Here is a 21,074-nt window from a genome sequence, read left to right as displayed (position 1 = left end):
GGGGCGAGGCGCGTCCATTGCAGATGGACCGCCTCGCCTCCGTGCCGCGTACGGAACGCGGCCCCGACGGTGGCGATTATCAGGTGCGCCGCCTGCCCGGTTCGGCAAAGGACTACACATGCCCTGCATGCTTGCGTCCGATTCCTGCGGGGACGGCGCATGTCGTCGCATGGCCCGAAGAAGCACCTTTTGGCTTGCCTCAGGGTGTGGATGGTCGTCGTCACTGGCACTCGGAGTGCTGGCGTCGACGCCTGCGTCCACTGTGACGTATGGATGTGATGCATCACTGCCCCGCGTGCGAATTCGGCCGTCAACGGGGTTAGCACGTAAAGTGGAGGCTGAAGAATACCCGCAGTGTGGGTGTTGGACGTGAGGAGCAACCGTGGAACTCTTTAAGCGATACGTGGCGGCATCGTCGATGGGCGTTGTGGCTCTCGTATGCGTGCTCGTCGGGCTGCTCGGTGTGACCGTGCTGCGGCCGCCGACGCATCAGGTCTCGTCGGTCGTGTCTGCGACCGATCTGATCATGACGCGTGGCAACGTGCTGTCGATCGTGAAGGACGACGTGACGGTCACCGCGACGTCGAAGTCGGGTGCACCCGTGACGCTGAGCATCGGCACCACGCAGGACGTCAAGGGTTGGATCGGCGACGCCGCCTACACCGAGGTTATCGGTGTGGAGTCGGACCGTACGAAGCTGAAGGCCGAGTCGCACGATGCGATTGGCCCGTCTCGCATCCCGTCGCCCACCCCGGCCCAGTCGGGGGCTCAGTCGGGCGTCCAGTCCGGTGCGCAGCCCCTTGCCGAGCCGTCGTCCGCCGACCTCGTGCAGCAGCTCGCCTCCTCCGACATGTGGTTCAAGCAGGCCAGCGGTGAAGGCACCGTGAGCCTGGACCTCGAAAACGTTCCGTCGGGTCGTTCCGCTCTTGCCGCGTCGGCCGCCGGCCCCGGCGACCTGACGCTGACGCTGACCTGGAAGGTCGAGCAGACCAACACGCTCGCCATCATTGCGTTCCTTGCCGCGTGTGTCTTCGCGCTGATCGCCCTCGCCCTGTTCCTCACCCGTTGGCAGCTCCTGCGCCTGCGCAAGATCCGCGAGGCCCGCATCGAAGAGCGCCGTAAGGCTGACTCCCTCGAGACCTCCTCGATCAACTCTGCGGCCGTCGCTGAACGCGTGGCTGCCGCTCGTGACTCTGCCCCGGCGCACGCTCCCGTTGAGGAGCCTCCGGCGGCCGACGAGGCCACGGTATCGAACGACTCTTCCACCGACGCCGCCGCAGCGATGCCCGTCGAGGAGAAGGCTCAGTGGGGTGCTGCGGTCTACACGCCCGCAGCCGATGAGTCCGCCGAGAATGCGCCCGCCGAGGAAGAAGGCGCCGACGGGGCCTCGTCCGAAGAAGAAGCCGCCGGTGAAGCTGCCCCGTCCGAAACAGACGATGCGACCGAGGCCGCCGACAGCTCCGATGAGGCCGCAAGCAATGAGCCCGCGAGCAACGAGGTGCCTCAGGACGATTACGTTCCCGACCCGCTGACGGACACCTTCGAGCGCCGTGGACGCCACGGCCTCGACAACGGCCCGATCGATCAGGATCCGCCGGAGCGCGCCACGACCGACACCGGTGTTATTGACCTCTCCGGTATCCGCGGTGGCCGCACGCTGCCTTCGCGCCGCGCCCTGCGCGAAGCGCGCAACAACGGCGAGCAGACCGTCGTCGTGGATGGCCAGGAATTCAACACGGGCCTGATTCCGATCACGCGTCCCCGCGCCGCCGAGCCGGCCGCCCCGACCTCGGCGCCCGACGATGACGCGTCGAAGACCGGTGGCTGGACCTCGATCATGTCCGGTTGGCTCAAGGACCGTCAGGAAGGCAAGTGATGAAGAGAAGGACCGTCGCAGCGGCGGCAACCGCCCTGCTCATGGCTTCGACGCTGGGGCTCAGCGCCTGCTCGAACGAGATCGTCGCCCAGTCGGGCGATGAGGTGCAGAGCGCCGCGAATCTGGACCTCGAGCGCATCTCCTCCGTCCTTGACGCAACCGGGCAGGCCATGACGAAGGCCGATGCATCGCTGAATGCAGCCGACCTGTCGGGTCGCGTCGCTCAGGGCGCGCTGGACTATCGCACCGCGCAGTACGCGCTGGCCACGGCCTCGGGTCAGGCCCCGCAGGCCCTGGACTTCACCCCGGCGTCTCTGGCGATTACGAACTCCGATTCGTGGCCGCGCGCGATTTTCAACATCTCCGCGTCCTCTACGACTGCCCTGCCCGTTCTGCAGGTCTTCGTGCAGGACTCGGCACGTTCGGATTATCAGCTGACGAACTACGCTCGTCTGCTCGGTGGTACGCAGCTGACCCTGCCTCCCGTGGGCACCGGCTCGGCCTACGTGACCGGTGATTCTGAGGGATTCGTCGTGAGCCCGCAGGCGGCTCTCGCGCAGTACATTACGATGCTGAACTCGGGCACCCAGGACACGTCGCAGTTCCCCGCTGACGACTTCACGAAGACCTATCTCTCCGGTGTCAGTGACCTGAACTCGTCGGTGAGCGCTGCCGGCAACGTGACCGCCGCGGCAACCGCGACGGACTACCCGATCTCCGGCCTGGTGCTGCAGGATGGCTCGGCTCTCGTGGCCGCCAACTTCAAGTACACGCTGACCTACCAGCGCACGGTCGCGGGTGCGACCATGAACCTGGGTGGAAAGACCGCGACGATGAGCTCGGGCGGCACGACGGTGGAAGGCACTGCGACCGCGGAATATATCGCCACCGTCCTCATGCGCATTCCCTCGAAGACCGCGGGCGGAACCCCGCAGGTTGTCGGCGGCGAATACACGATTGTGTCCGTGGCCCTCGATCCTTCGTCGAGCCCGGGCTGATTTTCACCCACAGCGCACACGTCGTCCCCGCGGCTTAGAGTCGTGGGGACGACGCATATCATCGTTCCTAGCACCAACTGTTTTGACGAAGAGGACACCATGACCACGCCTGACCCTCGCCCCGCATCTGAGACGACGCCCATGCCCGCAGACTCGCACGGAGCCGTCGACCTGTCGGCACGTTCGAGCGCGCCCACCGCCCCGGAGGCTCCCGCGTCCGCAGCGGGGGAGGGCCTGCATATTCCGCTCATCACCACGACTGACGAGGAAAACTTCCAGGACGTCATGTCCACCTCCCAGGCCGTGCCGGTCATCATGGTCATGTGGTCTCCGCGCTCGCTCGAGTCCAAGCCGACACTGGCCATGCTCGAGGAGATCGCGCGTGAGCAGGCGGGCAAGTTCCAGCTGGTCGAGGTCGACATCGACAAGGCTCCCGCGATCGCCCAGGCATTCCAGATCCAGGGTGTGCCCACGGTCGTCGCTCTTGTTGGTGGGCGCCCCGTTCCGCTGTTCCAGGGTGCAGCCGCGAAGGAACAGGTGCTTCCCATCGTGACGCAGGTGCTCGAGGCCGCCGCGCAGATGGGCATCACGACACGCATTGCCGTGGCCGCGGAAGACACGGTCGCCCCGACCCCGCCCGAGCACGAGGCGCCCCTGGCCGCCGAGGACGCTGGTAACCTCGACGAGGCCATCGCCGGCTGGGAGAAGGTCATCGAGCTGAATCCGCGTGACGAGGCCGCGAAGTCTCATCTGTCCCGCGTGCGTTTCGCGGCGCGGGCTTACGGCGAACAGAACACGGATGACCCTGCCGCCCGTGCGGATGCTCTGTTCGCTGCGGGTGATGCCGCTGGAGCCTTCGACGTGCTGCTCGATCTGTTGGCGACTACGAAGGATGACGAGGAGCGCGACGCGCTGCGCCTGCGTCTCCTGGACCTCTTCCGGGTCGCGGGATCGACGCCCGAGGTCTCCAAGGCCCGCACGCGCCTTGCAATGCTCCTCATGTGATACCGTCGAGCTAATGAGCGAATGTGCAAGGAGGCACCCGTCATGGCAGCATGGATCATCGTCGCAGTCGTCTTCGTTGCGGTCGTCGTGTGGTACGGATGGCATTCCACGCACAACGAACTGACGAAGAAGATTAACCGCGAGACCGACCCGGAGGCCAGGCGCGAACTGATCAAGCTGCAAGGGCAGATCGATCGGGGGAGGGCTGGCTTTTAAACGCCGCCCGTATGCGTCGCCATGTGCTGTAGCTACAACGACTAGGCAATGTGAAGGCCGGAGCAGGAATCCCTGCTCCGGCCTCACCCGTATCAGCCTACGGCGTCAGCGCACCTGCGAGGCGGGCACCAGCCACACGGCGCCCAGCGGCGGCACGCGCAGCGACGCGGAGACCGGGCGGCCGTTCCACGGGGTGTCCTCGGCGATGATCGTGCCGACGTTGACGACGCCCGAGCCGCCGAACTCCTCGGAGTCGGTGTTCAGGATCTCGACCCACTCGCCGCCGAAGGGCAGGCCCACGCGGTAGCCCTCGTGCGGGTTGCCGGCGAAGTTCGAGATACACACGACGACCTCGCGGTTGCCCGCATCGTCCGAGCCCTTACGCAGGTAGGAGATCAGGTTGTGGTCGCCGTCCGAGGCGTCGATCCACTCGAAGCCCGTGTAGTCGTCGTCCCACATGGCGGGGGAGGACGCGTAGATCTTGTTGAGGCGCTCCACCAGAGCAGCGACGCCGGCGTGGCCCTCCTGATCCAGCAGCCACCAGTCGAGGGAGTAGGACTCGTTCCACTCCTGCTCCTGGCCGATCTCCTGGCCCATGAAGAGGAGCTGCTTGCCCGGGTGGCTCCACTGGTAGGCGTACAGCGAACGCAGGCCCGCGAGGCGCTGCCACTTGTCGCCGGGCATCTTCGAAATCAGCGAGCCCTTGCCGTGCACGACCTCGTCGTGCGACAGCGGCAGCACGTAGTTCTCGGAGAAGGCGTAGACCAGCGAGAAGGTGAGCTCGCCGTGGTGCCAGCGGCGGTTGACCGGATCCTCGCTCAGGTAGCGCAGGGTGTCGTTCATCCAGCCCATGTTCCACTTCATGCCGTAGCCGAGGCCGCCGCCGGACGTCGGGGCGGTCACGCCGGGCCACGCCGTGGACTCCTCGGCGATCATGATGATGCCGGGGTGACGACGGTACGCGGTCGCGTTGGCTTCCTGGATGAACTCGATGGCCTCCAGGTTCTCGCGGCCACCGTACTGGTTGGGACGCCACTGGCCGTCCTTGCGCGAGTAATCCAGGTACAGCATCGAGGCCACGGCGTCGACGCGCAGGCCGTCGATGTGGAAGTCCTCGAGCCAGTACAGGGCGTTGGCGACCAGGAAGTTACGCACCTCGCGGCGGCCGAAGTTGAAGACGTAGGTGCCCCAGTCGGGGTGCTCGCCGCGCAGCGGGTCCGGATCCTCGTACAGCGGGGTGCCGTCGAAGCGAGCCAGCGCGAAGTCGTCCTTGGGGAAGTGGGCGGGGACCCAGTCCAGGATGACGCCGATGCCCTCGCGGTGGAAGGCGTCCACCAGGTAGCGGAAGTCGTCCGGGGTGCCGTAGCGCGAGGAGGGCGCGTAGTAGGAGGTCACCTGGTAGCCCCACGAGCCACCGAAGGGGTGCTCGGCCAGCGGCATGAACTCCACGTGCGTGAAGCCCATCTGCTTGACGTAAGGGACCAGCTCGTCGGCCAGCTCGCGGTAGCCCAGGCCCTGACGCCAGGAGCCCGCGTGGACCTCGTAGATGGACATCGGGCCATCGTGAACGTTGCGCTCACGGCGGGCCTGCATCCACTCCTGGTCGGTCCACTCGTGGAAGTAGTCGGTGACGACCGAGGCTGTGGCCGGGGGAATCTCGGTGGCGCGGGCCATCGGGTCGGCCTTCTCGAACCAGTTGCCGCCGGGGCCCTGGATCTCGAACTTGTAGCGGGCGCCAACGCCGACCTCGGGGACGAAGATCTCCCACACGCCGGATGAACCCAGCGAACGCATGGAGGTCTGCGTACCGTCCCAGTAGTTGAACTCGCCGACGACGCGCACGGCGCGGGCGTTGGGAGCCCACACGGCGAATGCGGTACCGGTGGTCTCACCCAGCTCGTCGGTGTAGGTCTTCACGTGCGCGCCCAGAACCTTCCACAGGTCCTCATGGCGGCCCTCGGAGATGAGGTAGGTGTCCATCTCACCCAGGGTCGGCAGGTAGCGGTAGGGATCGTCGCGCACGATCGTGTCCTCGCCATAGGTGATGGACACGCGGTAGGCGGTGATCTCCTTGCCGGGCAGGGCCGCGACCCAGATGCCGCCGCGCTCGTGCGTCGCAGCGTAGGCGCCGGTGGGGGTGATGATGTCGACCGCGTCGGCCAGGTGCGCGACGACTCGGATGGTGACGCCGTCGTCACCGAGGTGGGCGCCCAGCACAGAGTGGGGCGAGTAGTAGGAGCCTGAGGCAACGGCGTCGAGAATGTCGTCATTGACCGGGATCGGCGTAAGTTCGAAGCTCATGGATTTTCCTTACTCCAGAAGGGTGAACCGCTCAGTTCACTGGTGCTGATAAGTCTAACGTCTGACCGGCAAAAAAGGGAGCCGGGTCTCATATTGGTGGGGTTATGGAGGGGTGTCGTGCGCCCGGCGCGGTGACGTGGTAGCGCCGGGCGCACAAGCTTTCTTAGGCCTGCGCCCAGGGCGAAGAGTGCGCGGGCTCGACCTTGAAGACGTGGCCCAGGCGCGTCACGGGGGACAGCGACACCCAGTTGGACGAGCCCCACACGTAGGAGCGTCCGTCCAGCTCGTCGACGACCGTAATGTGACCACCCGGGGTGGCCAGGCCCATCGCCTCCAGATCGAGCTCGACCGAGGCGTCCACGCCGTTGTGCGGATCCAGGGAGATCACGCAGATGACGGTGTCGGGCTTGCCGTCCGACGTGAACTTGCCGGGCACCTGACGCGAGAACGCGATGAGGCGATCCGAGGACGTCGGGTGGATGCGGATCTGGTGGAGCTGGCGCAGCGCGGGGTGCTTGGCTCGCGCGGCGTTGAGCAGAGTGAACAGGCGTGAGATGCCGATCGGCTCGGCGTCCTGCCAGCGGCGGGGGCGGAACTCGTACTTTTCGTTGTTGTTGGGCTCCTGGTAGGTGCCGCGCGGCTCGTTCTCCACGAATTCGTAGCCCGAGTAGATGCCCCACGTGGGTGCACCGAGCGCGGCGAGCATCGCGCGGATCGCGAAGATCGCGGTGCCACCGTCCCACATCTGCGGGGTGAGGATGTCGTGCGTCGTGGGCCAGAAGGCGGGGCGCATGAGGTGCGCCGTCTCTTCGGAGACCTCACGCAGGTATTCCTCGATTTCCTCCTTGGCGGTCCTCCACGCGAAGTACGTGTAGGACTGGTCGAAGCCAATCGCGCCGAGGGTGCGCATCATGGCGGGGCGCGTGAAGGCCTCCGCCAGGAAGAGCGTGCCCGGGTACTGCGCCTTGATGTCGGCGAGCAGGCGCTCCCAGAAGGGGATGGGCTTCGTGTGCGGGTTGTCGACGCGGAAGATCGTCACGCCGTGGTTGATCCACAGCTCGATGACGTCGCGCACGGCCTGGTAGATGCCCTCGGGATCGTTGTCGAAGTTCAGGGGGTAGATGTCCTGGTACTTCTTCGGCGGGTTCTCCGCGTAGGCGATCGTGCCGTCGGCGCGGGTCGTGAACCACTCGGGATGCTCCTTGACCCACGGGTGGTCGGGGGAGCACTGGAGGGCGAGGTCGAGAGCGACCTCCAGGCCGAGGCCTCGGGCGCGCTCGACGAAGCGGTCGAAGTCGGCGAAGTCACCGAGCTCGGGATGGATGGCGTCGTGGCCACCCTCGGGGGAGCCGATGCCGTAGGGCGAACCCGGATCGCCGGGAGCGGCCTCCAGGGAGTTGTTCTTGCCCTTGCGGTGCGTCGTTCCGATCGGGTGGATCGGGGTCAGGTAGACGACGTCGAAGCCCATGCCGGCAATGCGCGGCAGGTCCTCCGCGGCGCTCGCGAGCGTGCCGGAGACCCACGTGCCGTCGGGGCGCTGGAAGGCGCCCGCCGAGCGCGGGAAGATCTCGTACCACGCGCCCGCCAGGGCCTTCGTGCGGGCCACGTCGAGCGGGTACACGCGGGAGGAGTCCAGCAGGTCGCGCAGCGGGTGGTCGCGGAAGATGAGACGCACGCGTGAGGAGATGCCAGCGGAGAGGCGCTGCTGGGCGGAATGGCTGGTGTCGCGCAGGCGGCGCGCCGCGTCGGTCAGGACGTCAATGTCCGAGGCCGGGGGACGCTTCTGGGAGGGGTTGCCGTAGGCGGTGCCTTCGGCCGCACGCTCCATGAGGAGGGCACCCTCTTCGAGCATGAGCTCGACGTCGACGCCGGCGCCGACCTTCACCGTCGCGTCGTGGCGCCACGTCGCGTAGGGATCCGACCAGGAGTCCACGCGGAAAGACCACGCGCCTGGGGTGTCGGCTACCACCCAGGCCTCGTACCGGTCGAGGCCGGGGGCGATGTCCACCATGCGCGTGCGGGAGTATTCACCCCCGTCCGGGCGCAGCAGGACGGCCTCGGCGGCGAATGCGTCGTGTCCTTCGCGGAACACGGTCGCACGAATGGGGAAAGGCTCGCCTTCGGTCGCCTTGGCGGGAAGTGTGCCGTCCTCGATGACGGGGAACACTTCAATGATCGGGATACGGGGCAACAGTTTCTCGCTCACGAGACCCACAGTAGCCTATGGATGCGCGCGCGTGAAAGTGAGGCCCATGCCTCGGCGCACTGATCGATGTCCTTATGTTCTGTCAAGATTTCAACTGTCGTCCGAAAGGGCGGAATTCCAACAGAAACGACGGAGGGTAGCCCCTGTATGTCCAGGAACTACCCTCCGAAAAGACGCAGCGCTCAGTAGCCGCTGTTCTGCAGCCCCGCCATGATCGCACCACCAAAGAGGATGAACATCAGGATCGTCGCGACGATGCCGATGATCTGCCAGATGAACATGGCGCGCGCGAAGTTACGCTTCGCAGGCGAGCCGCCGGAACCCAGGGCGAGAATCAGCAGGTAGATGAAACCGACCACCGGAATGCCGACCAGGAACAGGGTGAGCATCCATGCGCCGACGGAGTCGTCGGGGTGCTCGGGGAACTGGTTGTATGCCATAAGTTTCTCCAAAATGGTGTGGGATCAGTAGACCATCTGCATGGCCGTGCGGACCTCGGACAGGGTCTGATCGGCCTGTTCGTTCGCGCGCTCGTTGCCGGCGTGCAGGATGGACAGCAGGTAGTCCTCGTTCGCGATGAGCTCGGCGCGGCGCTCACGCAGGGGAGCGAGCATCTCGTTGAGCGACTCGGTGACGAGAGACTTGAGCATGCCGGCGCCCGCGTCTCCGATGCGGTCCGCGATGGCCTCGGGGGCCTCGCCGGTGGCCAGGGAGGCCAGCATGAGGAGGTTGGAGACCTCGGGGCGACCCTCGGGATCGAAAGTAATGCGGCGCTCGGCGTCGGTCTTCGCCTTCTTGAGGATCTTCGCGGTCTCGTCCGCGGTCATACGCAGTTCGATCGTGTTGCCGCGCGACTTCGACATCTTCTGGCCGTCCGTGCCCAGCAGCAGCGGCACCTCGGAGAGGAGAGCCTCGGGGCGGGGGAACACGGGGCGCTCGGGGGTGGCGCGGCCGTAGCGCTTGTCGAAGCGCTGGGCGATCAGGCGAGCCTGCTCCAGGTGGGGGAGCTGGTCCTGGCCCACGGGCACGATGTTCGCCTTGCAGAAGAGGATGTCGGCTGCCTGGTGGACCGGGTAGGTCAGCATGAGGCCCGTCATGGCGCGGCCCTCGGTAGCCTCCAGCTCGGCCTTCACGGTCGGGTTGCGGTGCAGCTCCGATTCGGTGACCAGGGAGAGGAAGGGCAGCATCAGCTGGTTGAGGGCCGGAACTGCCGAGTGGTTGAAGATCGTGGAACGCTCGGGGTCGATGCCCGCAGCCAGGTAGTCGGCGACGAGGCCGAGGACGCGCTCACGGATCGGGCCCACGCCATCACGGTCGGTGATCACCTGGTAGTCGGCGACCAGAACCCAGGTCTCAACCCCGCGGTTCTGCAGCAGTACGCGGTTACGCAGCGTGCCGAAGTAGTGGCCCAGGTGCAGGTGGCCGGTCGGACGGTCTCCCGTGAGGATGCGGAAACGCGAGGGATCCTGGTCGATTGCCAGGTCGATCTCGGCGCTGCGGGCCTTTGAGCGGGCCAGCGAGGCATCGGAGGTTGCGGTTTCCAGGGCATCTTCACTGCGAGTCATGCGTCAATCCTAACGAGTGGGTGGAAATGAATGAAACTTGTGGTGCTCAGCGTTCGGGCTGGAAGGCGACGTCGGAGAGCAAAATCGTCACGGACAGCGGTTCAATCGACAGCGTGGAGCGCGGAGCGACGTGCTCGACCTCGAGGGAGAGAACCCCCGGGTCACGCGTCTCGCCGATGCCGCCCTGCGAGGGCGTCGCCCACACGGTCGAGTAGGCGACCAGCCAGTCCAGGTCGTGACCCTCGGGCAGGGTAACCTCAGCACCGTCCAGGTTTGCGTTGATGATGATGAGCGCGTCGCGGTCGCCCCACTTGACGCCCGAGCGCAGCATCTGGAAGGTGCGGTGACGCGCATCCGTCCAGCCGTAGTCGGGCATCGGGGTGCCCTGCGCGGTGTACCAGGACAGGTCGGCGATCGTGTCCCCGCCGTAGGGGGTGCCGGTCGCGAAACGGTCGGGACGCAGGACCGGGTGCGCCTTACGCAGCGCGATCAGCCAGGACACGGTGTCGATCTGCTTCAGCTGGCCTTCGGCCAGATCCCAGTCGACCCAGGAGATCGGATCGTCCTGGCAGTAGGCGTTGTTGTTGCCGTACTGGGTGCGGCCGAACTCGTCGCCGCCCGTCAACATGGGCGTGCCCGAGGAGACGAACATCGTCGCCAGGATGTTGCGCTGAGAACGCGCACGCAGGTCGGCGATCGTCATGTTGGACAGGATCGCGTAGGGCGTCATCTCGTTGGGGTGGGTGGCATTGACAGCCAGCGTTCCCTCGACTCCGTGGTTCCACGAGCGGTTATCGTCCGAGCCGTCGCGGTTGTTCTCCAGGTTCGCCGTGTTGTGCTTACGGTCGTAGGCCGTCAGGTCCGCGAGGGTGAAGCCGTCGTGGGCGGTCACGAAGTTGATCGAGGCGCGCGGGCCGCGAAGACGGCCCAGGCCGTGTTCGAAGACATCCTGGGAGCCCGACAGGCGGGTCGCCAGGTCGTTCGGGCCGGAAACGATGTGGCCCGAGGCCTGGGCGCGCACGTCCGCCAACCAGAAGTTACGCAGGGCGCCGCGATAGTGGTCGTTCCACTCGGAGAAGGGGACCGGGAAGTTGCCGGTCTGCCAGCCGCCCGGGCCCACGTCCCACGGCTCGGCGATCAGCTTCGCGTGGGCCAGGACGTCGTCTGTGGCCATTGCGATGAGGAGCGGGTGCATGGGGCTGAAGCCCGTCGAGAAACGGCCGAGCGTGGCCGCCAGGTCGAAGCGGAAGCCGTCCACGCCCATCTCTCGCACCCAGTAGCGCAAGGAGTCCATCACCATCTGAATGGTCTTCGGATGGTCCATGTTGACGGTGTTGCCCGTGCCCGTCACGTCGATCATCTGGACTGGACGCGAGGTGGTGTGACGGTAGTACATGTCGGAGTCCAGGCCGCGCCAAGACAGGGAGGGGCCGGCGTCGCCGCCCTCGCACGTATGGTTGTAGACGACGTCGAGAATGACCTCGATACCAGCCTGGTGCAGGAGGGAGACCATGCCTCGGAACTCGTCGACAACCGCCTGGGCACCGCGTTCGCGCGAGGCCTCGGTCGCGTAGGAGGGCTCGGGCGCGAAGAAGGAGAGAGTCGAGTACCCCCAGTAGTTCGTCAGGCCTCGTTCAGTGAGGAAGGGTTCGTCGCACTTAGCGTGGACGGGGAGCAGCTCGACGGCGGTGACGCCCAGGTCCTTCAGGTAGGACACGGATGCCGGGTGGGCCAGACCCGCGTAGGTGCCGCGCAGCTCCGCGGGCACGCCGGGCATGTTCTTCGTGAAGCCCTTGACGTGGATCTCGTAGATGACGGTCGTTTCCCACGGAACGCGGGGCTGGGGGCTGATCGGGAAGGAAGGCTCGACGACCACCGAGCGCGGCATGTACGGCGCAGAGTCGATGGGGGAGCGGCGCAGGGGGTACTCGGAGGGGTACAGCTCGTCGTCGACGCAGTGCGCGTAGACCGCAGGCTTCATGTCCACGACGCCGTCGACGCCACGGCCGTAGGGGTCGAGGAGGAGCTTATGCGAGTTGTAGAACTGGCCGCCGTCCGGGTCCCACGTGCCGTGCACGCGGAAACCGTAGCGGGTGCCCGCACCGTATCCGGGGATGTGACCATGCCAGATGCCGGTCTTCGGGCCGAGCAGTGCGAAGCGGGTCTCAGCCCCGGCCTCGTCGAAGATGCACATGTCCACGCCGGCAGCACCCCTGGCGACCACGGCGACATCGAGCCCGTCGCCCGACGGGAAAACCCCCAGACGGGTGGGAACGGGATTGGGTTCGGTGACGCGCACGGTGGGGACGCTGGACGAGCCGGAACGCTCGGACATATAACAGTGCCTCTTTCTTACAGTTTATTGGCTGCACCATAGCCTGATAGATACAGCCATCTTCCATCATACGTGACCGTTAATTAAGCGGTCGGATTAGGGGGCCAGCTGAGGGTATGAACAGCGGCACGCGCTGGTGAGGCAACCCTCATATATATGGGCGTGCTGCGCAGAATGTGGCACGCTAGAAGTCATGAGAATTGTCGTGTGTGTGAAGCATGTCCCCGACATGCAGTCCGAACGCCGTTTTGAGGGCGGCCGCCTGGTGCGCGGTGAGGACGATGTGCTCAACGAACTGGACGAGAATGCCATCGAGGCAGCCGTCCAGCTCAAGGAATCCGAAGAGGATGCGGGTCGCGAGGCCGAGGTCGTCGCGCTGACGATGGGCCCCGAGGACGCTGAGGACTCCCTCATGCGCGCCCTGCAGATGGGCGCCGACCGCGCCTACATCGTCTCCGACGAGTTCCTCGAGGGCTCCGACGTCATCACGACCGCCTCCGTGCTCTCCGTCGCGATCGCGAAGATTGCCGAGGAGTGTGGCCCCGTTGATCTCGTGATCACCGGTATGGCCTCGCTGGACGCGATGACCTCCATGCTGCCCGCCGCCCTGGCCGCCAAGGCCCACATGCCGCTGCTGGGCCTGGCCCGCTCCCTGAACGTCGAGGACGGTGTTCTCACGATCGAACGCGCCGTCGACGGCTACACCGAGACCGTGCGCGCCGCGCTGCCCGCCGTCGTCTCCGTCACCGACCAGATCAACGAGCCGCGTTACCCGGCCTTCGCCGCTATGAAGGCCGCCCGCAAGAAGCCGCTGGACCAGTGGGGCATCGACGACCTCGTCGAGGTTCCCGGTGGCGAGGCTCTCGTCATGCGCCGCGCGCTGACCGCCGTCACCCACGGCGAGGAGAAGACCCGCGACGGCTCCGGCACGATCATTCAGGACGCCGGCGAGGGCGGGCGCGCTCTGGCCGACTACATCCTTTCGGTGGTGAAGTGACATGACGCAGCAAATGAGTTCTCCGATTCTCGTTCTGGCCGACCAGGTGGGCGATCACCTGACGCCCCTGGCCCGACAGGCCGTGACGCTGGCCGTGTCCCTGACCTCTGCCGACGTCGTCGCCCTGTCCCTGGCAGCCACCCCCGACGTGGCCGCGCTGTCGGAGCTGGGCGCGACCCAGCTGCTGCACGCCGACCTGGGTGACGCCGCGCGTTCCTCGGTCGTCGCCTCCGACGCGCTTGTGTCCGCGCTGGCGAGTGGCAGCTTTGGCCTGGTGCTCCTGTGCTCGGACTACCGCGGTCGTGAGATCGCTGGCCGCGTCGGCGCCCTCACCGAGGCCGGCGTGGTCTCCGGTGCCTCCTCCGTCGGCTTCGACGGCGGCGTTCTCCAGATCGGCAAGACCGCACTGGGTGGCTCCTGGTCGATGCGCATCGTCCTCGAGGGACAGACCCCGATCGTCGGCATCGCCTCCGGCGTCATCGACGAGGCCCCGGTGGCCTCTCCCGTCGCCCTGACTCCGCAGGCCCTTGCCGTCGAGCTGAGCCCCGAGGCTAGCGCGATTCAGGTCGTCTCGTCCGTTCCCGACGAGGAGGAAGGCGTGTCCCTGACCGACGCCTCCACCGTCGTGTGCGGTGGCCGCGGCGTCGACGGCGACTTTGAGCTGGTTCGCTCCGTCGCTCAGGCGCTCGGTGGCGCAGTGGGCGCGACCCGCGTCGCCTGTGACGAGGGCTGGGCCCCGCGATCCGAGCAGATCGGCCAGACCGGCCTGACCGTCACCCCGAACCTGTACATCGGCCTGGGCGTGTCCGGCGCGATCCACCACACGGTGGGAATGCAGTCCTCCGCCCACATCGTCGCCGTGTGCGACGACCCGGACGCCCCGATCTTCGAGATCGCGGACTTCGGCGTCGTCGGCGACGTCACTGAGGTCGTGCCCGCAGCCCTGGCTGCCATCGAGGAGGCGCGCTCCCAGGCGTGAGCGTCTATCTCGACCACGCGGCCACCACGCCGCTGCGCGAGTGCGCCCTCGAGGCGTGGACCCGCGCTCAGCGTGACCTGGCCGCACACCCCGGCAATCCCGCCGCCCTCCACTTCGGAGGGCGGCGGGCCCGTCGCATGCTCGACGACGCGCGCGAGCAGGTTGCAGCGGCCCTCGGAGCAGACATTCACGAGGTTATTTTCACCTCCGGCGCCACAGAATCCGATGCCCTCGGCGTCATGGCTGCGTCCCGAGGGATGCGAGGCCGCGACTGCGCGCGCGACCTGATCGTCGTCTCGGGCCTCGAACACGATGCGGTCGCCCACCAGCGCGAGGTCGCGTCTCGTGAGGGTTTCTCCTGGGAGGTCCTGCCCGTGGATGCGGGCGGCGTGTCCATCCTGCCCGGTGTTTGCGGCGACGACGTGCCCGCCTCGTGGGACGGTCGCCTCGCGCTCGGATCCATGACCCTTGTGTCCTCCGAGATTGGCACGATTCAGCCGGTCGCAGACTTCGCGGAGCTCGTGCACACCAGCGGAGGTCTCGTACATTCCGACGCCGCCCAAGCCATCCCAACCCTGGACGTGTCGTTTGCGGAACTCCGCCTAGACCTCATGAGCGTCGGCGGACACAAGGTGGGCGCCCCCGCCGGCATCGGCGTTCTCCTCGCCCGACGCGGCATCCCCATGACGACCGACCGACCCGGCGGCGGCCACGAACGCTCGATCCGCTCGGGCACGCCCGACGTCGCGGGCGCCTGCGCTCTTGGTGCCGCCCTCACCGAGATCGTCGCCGAGCGCGCCGCTTTCGCCGCCCGCGCGGCCGACCTGCGCGCGCACCTGCTCTCCCACCTGCCGGAAGGCACGTATTCGACGGTGGGGGAGTCGGCCTCGTCGAGCGCGATCATCCACCTGTCCCTGCCCACCGCCCGCCCCGAGGCTGTCCTCATGGCCTTCGACATGGCCGGGATCGCCGTGTCCGCCGGGTCCGCCTGCCACGCGGGGGTCACACGTCCTTCCGAGATCGTCATGGCGATGGGACGCAGCGAGGAGCAGGCGCTCGGCGTCCTGCGCGTCTCGCTCGGCCACGAGACGACCCGCGATGATATCGACGCCTTCCTGGCCGCCCTGCCCGTGGCTATCCGCGCGGGTGCCGCCCTGGATGGCATCGCCCACGTACGCAACGAACGAAACGAGGAGCGCTAGATGCGAGTTCTGGCTGCACTGTCGGGCGGGGTGGACTCCGCCGTCGCCGCCGCGAAGGCCGTCGAGGCCGGGCACGACGTCGTCGGTGTCCACATGGCCCTGTCCTCCCAGCCCCAGGAGTGCCGCATCGGCTCGCGCGGCTGCTGCTCGATCGAGGACGCCGGGGACGCAGCGCGTGCCGCTGAGATCATCGGCATCCCGTTCTACGTGTGGGATCTCGCCCAGGAATTCGAGCAGGCCGTCATCACCGACTTCGTCGCCCAGTACAAGGCCGGGCGTACCCCCAACCCCTGCGTGCGCTGCAACGAGTTCGTGAAGTTCCGCGAGCTCGCCAGCCGCGCACGCGCGCTCGGCTTCGATGCGGTGTGCACCGGCCACTACGCGGCCATTGTCGACGGGGAGGCCGGGCCCGAGCTGCACCGCGGCGCCGACAACCTCAAGGACCAGTCCTACGTGCTGGCCGTCATGGGGCCCGAGGAGCTTCACCGCGTCGTCCTGCCGTTGGGGGATGCCCCCAACAAGGCGTGGGTACGCTCCGAGGCCGAGCGCCTCGGCCTGGGCGTCTCCAACAAGCCCGACTCCTACGACATCTGCTTCATTCCCGACGGTGACACGCAGGGCTTCCTGCGCGCTCACCTGGGCGCCTCCGAGGGTGAGATCGTCACCCCCGACGGCGAGGTGTTGGGCCACCATGAGGGCTACTGGAACTACACGGTTGGCCAGCGCAAGGGCCTCGGCATCGGCGCGCCCGCACCTGACGGGCGGCCCCGCTACGTCCTTGAGACGAGGCCGGAGACCAACCAGGTCGTCGTTGGGGCGTCTGAGCTCCTGTCCATCTCCCGCATCACGGCCACGGACGCCGTCTGGCTCGCCTCCGACGACGACGGCTCCGACGCCACCGACCTCTTTGTGCAGCTGCGCGCGCACGGCACGCCCGTGCCCGTCGCGTCGCTGACTCGCGACCTGGACGCCGGAACGATCAGCGTTGTCCTGGAGGACAGTGCGCGCGGTGTTGCGCGCGGCCAGTCGATGGTCGTCTATCGGGGGAGCCGAGTCCTCGGCGAGGGGACCATCGACGCAACCGGGCGCTGAAGGTCTCGGGCGTGCGCGCCGTCGAGAGACGTGGGCGTGGGCATGCAGACGCTCCGGGGCACATCGGTTAGACTGGGGTGCGCGCGCGAGTGGCGGAATTGGCAGACGCGCTGGATTTAGGTTCCAGTGTCTTTGACGTGTGGGTTCGAGTCCCATCTCGCGCACAGTTGCCCGTGCCCGGTCGCCTCCGGGCGGCGGTGGTCGATAGACTGAGGTCATGAGCGCTTTGGAAATTGGCTGCAAGGCCCCCGACTTCACCGCCGAGACCACTCAGGGAACCCTGTCCCTGTCTGATCTCCTCGCCGCCTCGTCGCGCGGCGTCGTCGTCTACTTCTACCCGAAGGCCTCCACGCCCGGCTGCACGAAGGAGGCCTGCGACTTCCGCGATTCCCTGGCCTCGCTCCAGGGTGCCGGCTACTCGGTGATCGGCGTCTCGGCCGACTCGATGGCCGCCCTCGAGCGCTTCACTGAGAAGCAGTCTCTCACCTTCCCGCTGGCCTCCGACCCGGATCACGAGATTCTCGAGGCGTACGGTGCGTGGGGTGAAAAGAAGAACTACGGCCGCACCTATGTGGGCATTATTCGCTCGACCGTGGTCGTCAACCCCGACGGTACGGTCGCCCTGGCCCAGTACAACGTGAAAGCAACGGGTCACGTGGCTCGTCTGCGTAAGGCGCTCGGTATCGACTAACCCCGTTGCTTTTCAAGTAACTAGCACATATGATTGTCAAGAAACTGACAGCTAGTTACTAATGGAGGAGTTATGGGGGCCAGGACGCCTGACGCGTATCGAATCGGTGCGGGGCAGGTGACGCAGGACTATCCGGCCGATGCTGCGCCCATGCGTCTGCGCAAGCAGCCCAGCCTGCCCACGATGTCCCGTGCGCCCGAGTCCTCTCCCGCCGAACAGGTCGTCACCGCCGAGGTCGCGGTGGTTCGACGCAAGGCTTCCGGTGCGCCTCGCTCCTCGAATGATTCTCGTCCCTCGAAGGACGCTGTCACGGTAGCGCAGCAACAAGCTGTTGCGCGCGGCGATGCTCCCGCACAGACTGGGGGGATCGCCCAGCCTCCCACTCCCGCCCGCGAATATGCGCATCGTGACGAGGCAGGGGTGGCCTTCGAGGCTGACCAGCACCCCGGTGTCCCTGTCCATCGCGACTGGCATCGCACGACCATGCGCGTTGTGGGCGTGTCCGCACAACGAGATGGTGGGCAGCAGCGCGCGGTTGCTGAGGCGTCGTCCCCGGAGCGGGGGAGCGCGCAGGCATCCCATGTCGGAGGTGCTTCTCGGCGTGAGGCGCAGGCTCGCCGTGCTGGCCAGATTGAGTCGCGGCTGGAGCGTCGCGACCGTTCGGCGCGTCATGGGCAGCGCCACCATGGCCTCGTCATGTTCCTCCTTGGCTTCATCTCCGCGCTCATGATTGTTGCGGCCGTAGTTGGTGGACTGTTTATTGCGCGGTCGACGGGTTCTTCCGGGTTCACGAACGCCGTCGACTCCTGCCATGCACGTGGTTTGCATGCTCGCTTGGCCAGCGATGAGAGCTCGCTGACCCTCGAGGCCTTCTCCGATAGTGGGGATAGCCTGACGACGCCGATCTTCCAGTGCGTGCTCGGCAAGCTTGGCACCCCCGCGGCCGTGCGCGAGCGGATGTACGCGACCCGCGCGATCGATGGCACCCAGTCGGAGGAGTGGGGCGCCTATAAGGCGACCTGGACATACGAGCCGGACCAGGGCTTGACCGTCATCGTCAGCTCCCGCTGACGGCGTGATCGGCCCGGGGGAGGGTCATCATCTGAGATATGTTTTTCCGCATTGCCATGTATCGCTCGTAAAATGAGCGGGTATTTCAATGCGTGAAGGAGTATCTCGTGTCCGATTCGCAGCCCGCCGTGCCTGCGGCACCCGCCGCCCCCGTGGGGGAAGATGTCGCACTGGCGATCCGAGGCCTCGTCAAGATTTATGGCAACCTCGTCGCCGTCGCCGACCTGTCCCTCGACATCCCCACCGGATCCTTCTACGGGATCGTTGGTCCTAACGGCGCTGGTAAAACGACGACGCTGACCATGGCCACCGGCCTGCTCACCCCCGACCGGGGGACGGCGTTCGTTCATGGCGTCGACGTGTGGGCGCGAACCCAGGAAGCACGCGCCCTCCTCGGCGTCATGCCCGACGGCATGCGGCTTCTCGACCGCCTCTCCGGCCCTGACTTCCTCGTCCACGTGGGCATGCTGCACGGTCTGGACGCGTCCGTCGCCCGCGAGCGCGCTCAGGAACTCCTCGCGGCCCTCGACCTGGCCGAGGCCGGGAAGAAGCTGATCAGCGACTACTCGGCGGGCATGACGAAGAAGATCGCGCTGGCCGCCGCCCTCATTCACTCCCCGCGAGTCCTGGTCCTCGACGAGCCTTTCGAGGCCGTCGACCCTGTCTCTGCGGCCAACATCCGCCAGATTCTCACCGACTACACCAAGCGCGGTGGCACCGTCATCCTGTCCTCGCACGTGATGGCAACCGTCCAGCAGCTGTGTACGCACGTGGCCATCATCGACAAGGGGCGCGTGCTCGTTGCTGGAACCACCGACGAGGTAGCCCAGGGCGGCGACCTGGGGGAGCGCTTCACCTCCCTGGTTGGCGGCGTCCACTCCGAGGAAGGCCTGTCGTGGTTGGGCAACTGATTCGCCTTAAGCTCCGCATCATCTGGAACACCGTCCGCAAACAGACGGTTGTCCTCGTTCTCGCAGTCCTCGGCGTCCTGTACTTTGGCGCAATCTACGCCTCCGTGCTCCTGGGCACCGCCTTCCTCGCTCGCTCCGACGAGGCCTCCCTGGCCACGCCGGTGATGCCGATTGCTGGGCCCTTCATCTTCCTGCTGTGGCTGGTCCTCCCGATCATCTTCGCCTCGATGGACAACTCTCTCGATCCCGTGCGCCTGTCGCCCTACGTGGGACCCAGCAAGCGCCTCGGGGCGGGGTTGGCCGCCTCGACGGCGGTCGGTCCCGGCGGGCTCCTGTCCGCGATGATCCTCTTCCTGCCCGTCTGGTTCGCGCTGTGGCGCGCCCAGTGGCTTGAGGCGCTCGGCTGGTTCATCGCTGGGCTCGTGACGCTGCCTCTCGCGGTGCTCTGGGCGCGCGCGGTTGGGACCTGGTTCGCCGTACGTCTGGACAGCTCGAGCAAGAAGGATGCTGTCACAGCGCTGGGCGCCGTCGTCTTCATGCTGGTGCTGACCCCCTTGGGTTACTGGATGTCTTTGCTGACCCGGAACTTTTCCCTTGAGGCCTTCAAGGCGGGTGTGAACGTTGCACTGTGGACTCCCTTCGGCGCACCTTTTGGCGTTGTTGCCTCTCTGCTCGAGGGCGCGTGGGTGGCCGCGGCGATCCGCGCTCTCATCACGGTCGTGACCGCCGTCCTCGGTTGGCGCGCATGGCTCGCCGTCCTGCGCCCCGTCATGAGCGGCTACGCCGGTGAGATCAGCGCCGACGCGCAGCGCGCCATCGACGAGGGACGCCACCTCATCGACGAATCCCTCGAAGAAGAAGCGCGCAGTCGCCGCTCCGAGCAGTCGCGAGCCGCCGGCCTGCGCAGCGTCGACCTGTTCACGCGCCTCGGCCTCGGCGTGCGCAGCGCTTCCCTGGCCGCGCGTACGCTGCGCTACTGGATCGTCGATACGCGTCTAAACATGAACATGGCGCTTGCGCTGCTGTTCCCGATTGTTGCGATCTTCATGGGGCGGCTGGTTGCTGAGGGGCAGTCGTTCGCTTTCTCGGCGGGTATCTTCCTCTACCTGGTGCCCATCACGACGGGCCTGACGACCGGCGCGCTCATGCAATACGACTCGACGGGCGCGTGGATCGTGGTCTCGTCGGGGATGAGCGGTCGCGAGGAACGTCGCGGACGCCTCGTCGGTTCGCTCATTGTGTTAGTACCCCAGGTCATCGGCTACCTCATTCACGATTCCGTCACCGGTGCGAGTGCCACCGATTTCGTGTTCCACCAGGTGATAGGCGTCGTTCTCTTTGCGGGTGCGGCCGCGACGACCCTCGTCGTGAACGCGCGGTGGGTGTACCCCGTGCAGCCTCCGGGCACGTCCCCGCTCGCGACGAAGGGGACCGGTTCCTTCCTGATGACGATGCTGCTGCAGCTCGTGGGCTTCGCGGGTACCGCGCTTCTGCAGATCCCGTCCTACGTGCTGCTCGTGCTGGCATCCTTCGGATTGGTTCCCGACTGGGTCGCATACGTCGTGGCCCTCGCGTGGTCGGTCCTCGTCCTTGAGGCAGCGGTCCGCATTGGCGGGCGCGTGTGGGACC

18 protein-coding genes and 1 tRNA gene are annotated in these 21,074 nt (G+C 66.7%); 14 read left to right on the top strand and 5 right to left on the bottom strand.

Going from position 1 to position 21,074, the window contains the following annotated elements:
• Positions 1-23: 23 nt before the first annotated feature.
• From CYJ22_RS10275 to CYJ22_RS04745, 5 genes are all read left to right on the top strand, one after another.
• Complete coding sequence (locus CYJ22_RS10275) at positions 24-266, top strand: hypothetical protein (protein ID WP_081493508.1); 243 nt, start codon at positions 24-26, stop codon at positions 264-266.
• A gap of 152 nt (positions 267-418) precedes the next feature.
• On the top strand, positions 419-1,876 hold the full coding sequence (locus CYJ22_RS04760; RefSeq protein ID WP_034496831.1) for a hypothetical protein: 1,458 nt from the start codon (positions 419-421) through the stop codon (positions 1,874-1,876).
• A complete protein-coding gene (locus tag CYJ22_RS04755; protein WP_101601488.1) occupies positions 1,876-2,874 on the top strand; it encodes a hypothetical protein in 999 nt (332 codons plus the stop codon). The genes CYJ22_RS04760 and CYJ22_RS04755 overlap by 1 nt, the downstream gene beginning before the upstream one ends.
• A 99-nt stretch (positions 2,875-2,973) precedes the next feature.
• Positions 2,974-3,879, top strand: coding sequence for a tetratricopeptide repeat protein (locus CYJ22_RS04750; RefSeq protein WP_165782124.1), 906 nt, complete (start codon positions 2,974-2,976; stop codon positions 3,877-3,879).
• A gap of 42 nt (positions 3,880-3,921) precedes the next feature.
• Positions 3,922-4,095: a hypothetical protein gene (locus CYJ22_RS04745; RefSeq protein WP_007589422.1), complete on the top strand. Its 174-nt coding sequence runs from the start codon at positions 3,922-3,924 to the stop codon at positions 4,093-4,095.
• Positions 4,096-4,200: 105 nt separating this feature from the next.
• Here the strand turns inward: CYJ22_RS04745 and glgB are convergent, their stop codons facing one another.
• The 5 genes from glgB to glgX form a co-directional block, all read right to left on the bottom strand.
• Positions 4,201-6,396: a 1,4-alpha-glucan branching protein GlgB gene (glgB, locus tag CYJ22_RS04740; RefSeq protein WP_007589445.1), complete on the bottom strand. Its 2,196-nt coding sequence runs from the start codon at positions 6,394-6,396 to the stop codon at positions 4,201-4,203.
• A gap of 163 nt (positions 6,397-6,559) precedes the next feature.
• A complete protein-coding gene (locus CYJ22_RS04735; RefSeq protein ID WP_101601564.1) occupies positions 6,560-8,602 on the bottom strand; it encodes a maltotransferase domain-containing protein in 2,043 nt (680 codons plus the stop codon).
• Positions 8,603-8,784: 182 nt separating this feature from the next.
• On the bottom strand, positions 8,785-9,042 hold the full coding sequence (locus tag CYJ22_RS04730; protein WP_007589449.1) for a hypothetical protein: 258 nt from the start codon (positions 9,040-9,042) through the stop codon (positions 8,785-8,787).
• Between the two features lie 24 nt (positions 9,043-9,066).
• Complete coding sequence (trpS, locus tag CYJ22_RS04725) at positions 9,067-10,167, bottom strand: tryptophan--tRNA ligase (protein WP_007589455.1); 1,101 nt, start codon at positions 10,165-10,167, stop codon at positions 9,067-9,069.
• A gap of 46 nt (positions 10,168-10,213) precedes the next feature.
• Positions 10,214-12,502, bottom strand: coding sequence for a glycogen debranching protein GlgX (gene glgX, locus CYJ22_RS04720; RefSeq protein ID WP_101601486.1), 2,289 nt, complete (start codon positions 12,500-12,502; stop codon positions 10,214-10,216).
• Between the two features lie 193 nt (positions 12,503-12,695).
• Here glgX and CYJ22_RS04715 point away from each other — a divergent pair, with 193 nt between their 5' ends.
• The 9 genes from CYJ22_RS04715 to CYJ22_RS04675 form a co-directional block, all read left to right on the top strand.
• Positions 12,696-13,499, top strand: coding sequence for an electron transfer flavoprotein subunit beta/FixA family protein (locus tag CYJ22_RS04715; RefSeq protein WP_007589434.1), 804 nt, complete (start codon positions 12,696-12,698; stop codon positions 13,497-13,499).
• Position 13,500: 1 nt separating this feature from the next.
• Entirely contained in the window at positions 13,501-14,478 is a 978-nt protein-coding gene (locus CYJ22_RS04710; protein ID WP_007589418.1) for an electron transfer flavoprotein subunit alpha/FixB family protein, read from the top strand.
• Positions 14,475-15,680 carry a cysteine desulfurase family protein gene (locus CYJ22_RS04705; RefSeq protein WP_101601484.1) on the top strand — a complete coding sequence of 402 codons (1,206 nt, stop codon included), beginning with the start codon at positions 14,475-14,477 and terminating at the stop codon, positions 15,678-15,680. Before CYJ22_RS04710 ends, CYJ22_RS04705 begins: the two co-directional genes overlap by 4 nt.
• Positions 15,681-16,772, top strand: coding sequence for a tRNA 2-thiouridine(34) synthase MnmA (gene mnmA / locus CYJ22_RS04700; RefSeq protein WP_101601481.1), 1,092 nt, complete (start codon positions 15,681-15,683; stop codon positions 16,770-16,772).
• Between the two features lie 83 nt (positions 16,773-16,855).
• Positions 16,856-16,936 (top strand) — tRNA-Leu (locus tag CYJ22_RS04695).
• A gap of 53 nt (positions 16,937-16,989) precedes the next feature.
• Entirely contained in the window at positions 16,990-17,463 is a 474-nt protein-coding gene (locus tag CYJ22_RS04690) for a peroxiredoxin (RefSeq protein WP_034467502.1), read from the top strand.
• A gap of 72 nt (positions 17,464-17,535) precedes the next feature.
• Entirely contained in the window at positions 17,536-18,534 is a 999-nt protein-coding gene (locus CYJ22_RS04685) for a hypothetical protein (RefSeq protein WP_243390455.1), read from the top strand.
• A gap of 107 nt (positions 18,535-18,641) precedes the next feature.
• Positions 18,642-19,445, top strand: a complete 804-nt coding sequence (locus CYJ22_RS04680; RefSeq protein ID WP_007589440.1) for an ABC transporter ATP-binding protein — start codon at positions 18,642-18,644, stop codon at positions 19,443-19,445.
• The coding region (locus CYJ22_RS04675) for a hypothetical protein (protein ID WP_101601478.1) at positions 19,430-21,074 on the top strand (1,645 nt) is incomplete at its 3' end. The genes CYJ22_RS04680 and CYJ22_RS04675, both read left to right, overlap by 16 nt.

This window comes from Schaalia odontolytica (assembly GCF_002847525.1).
Taxonomy (GTDB): domain Bacteria; phylum Actinomycetota; class Actinomycetes; order Actinomycetales; family Actinomycetaceae; genus Pauljensenia; species Pauljensenia odontolytica_B.
This window is presented reverse-complemented; position numbering and strand designations above follow the sequence as displayed.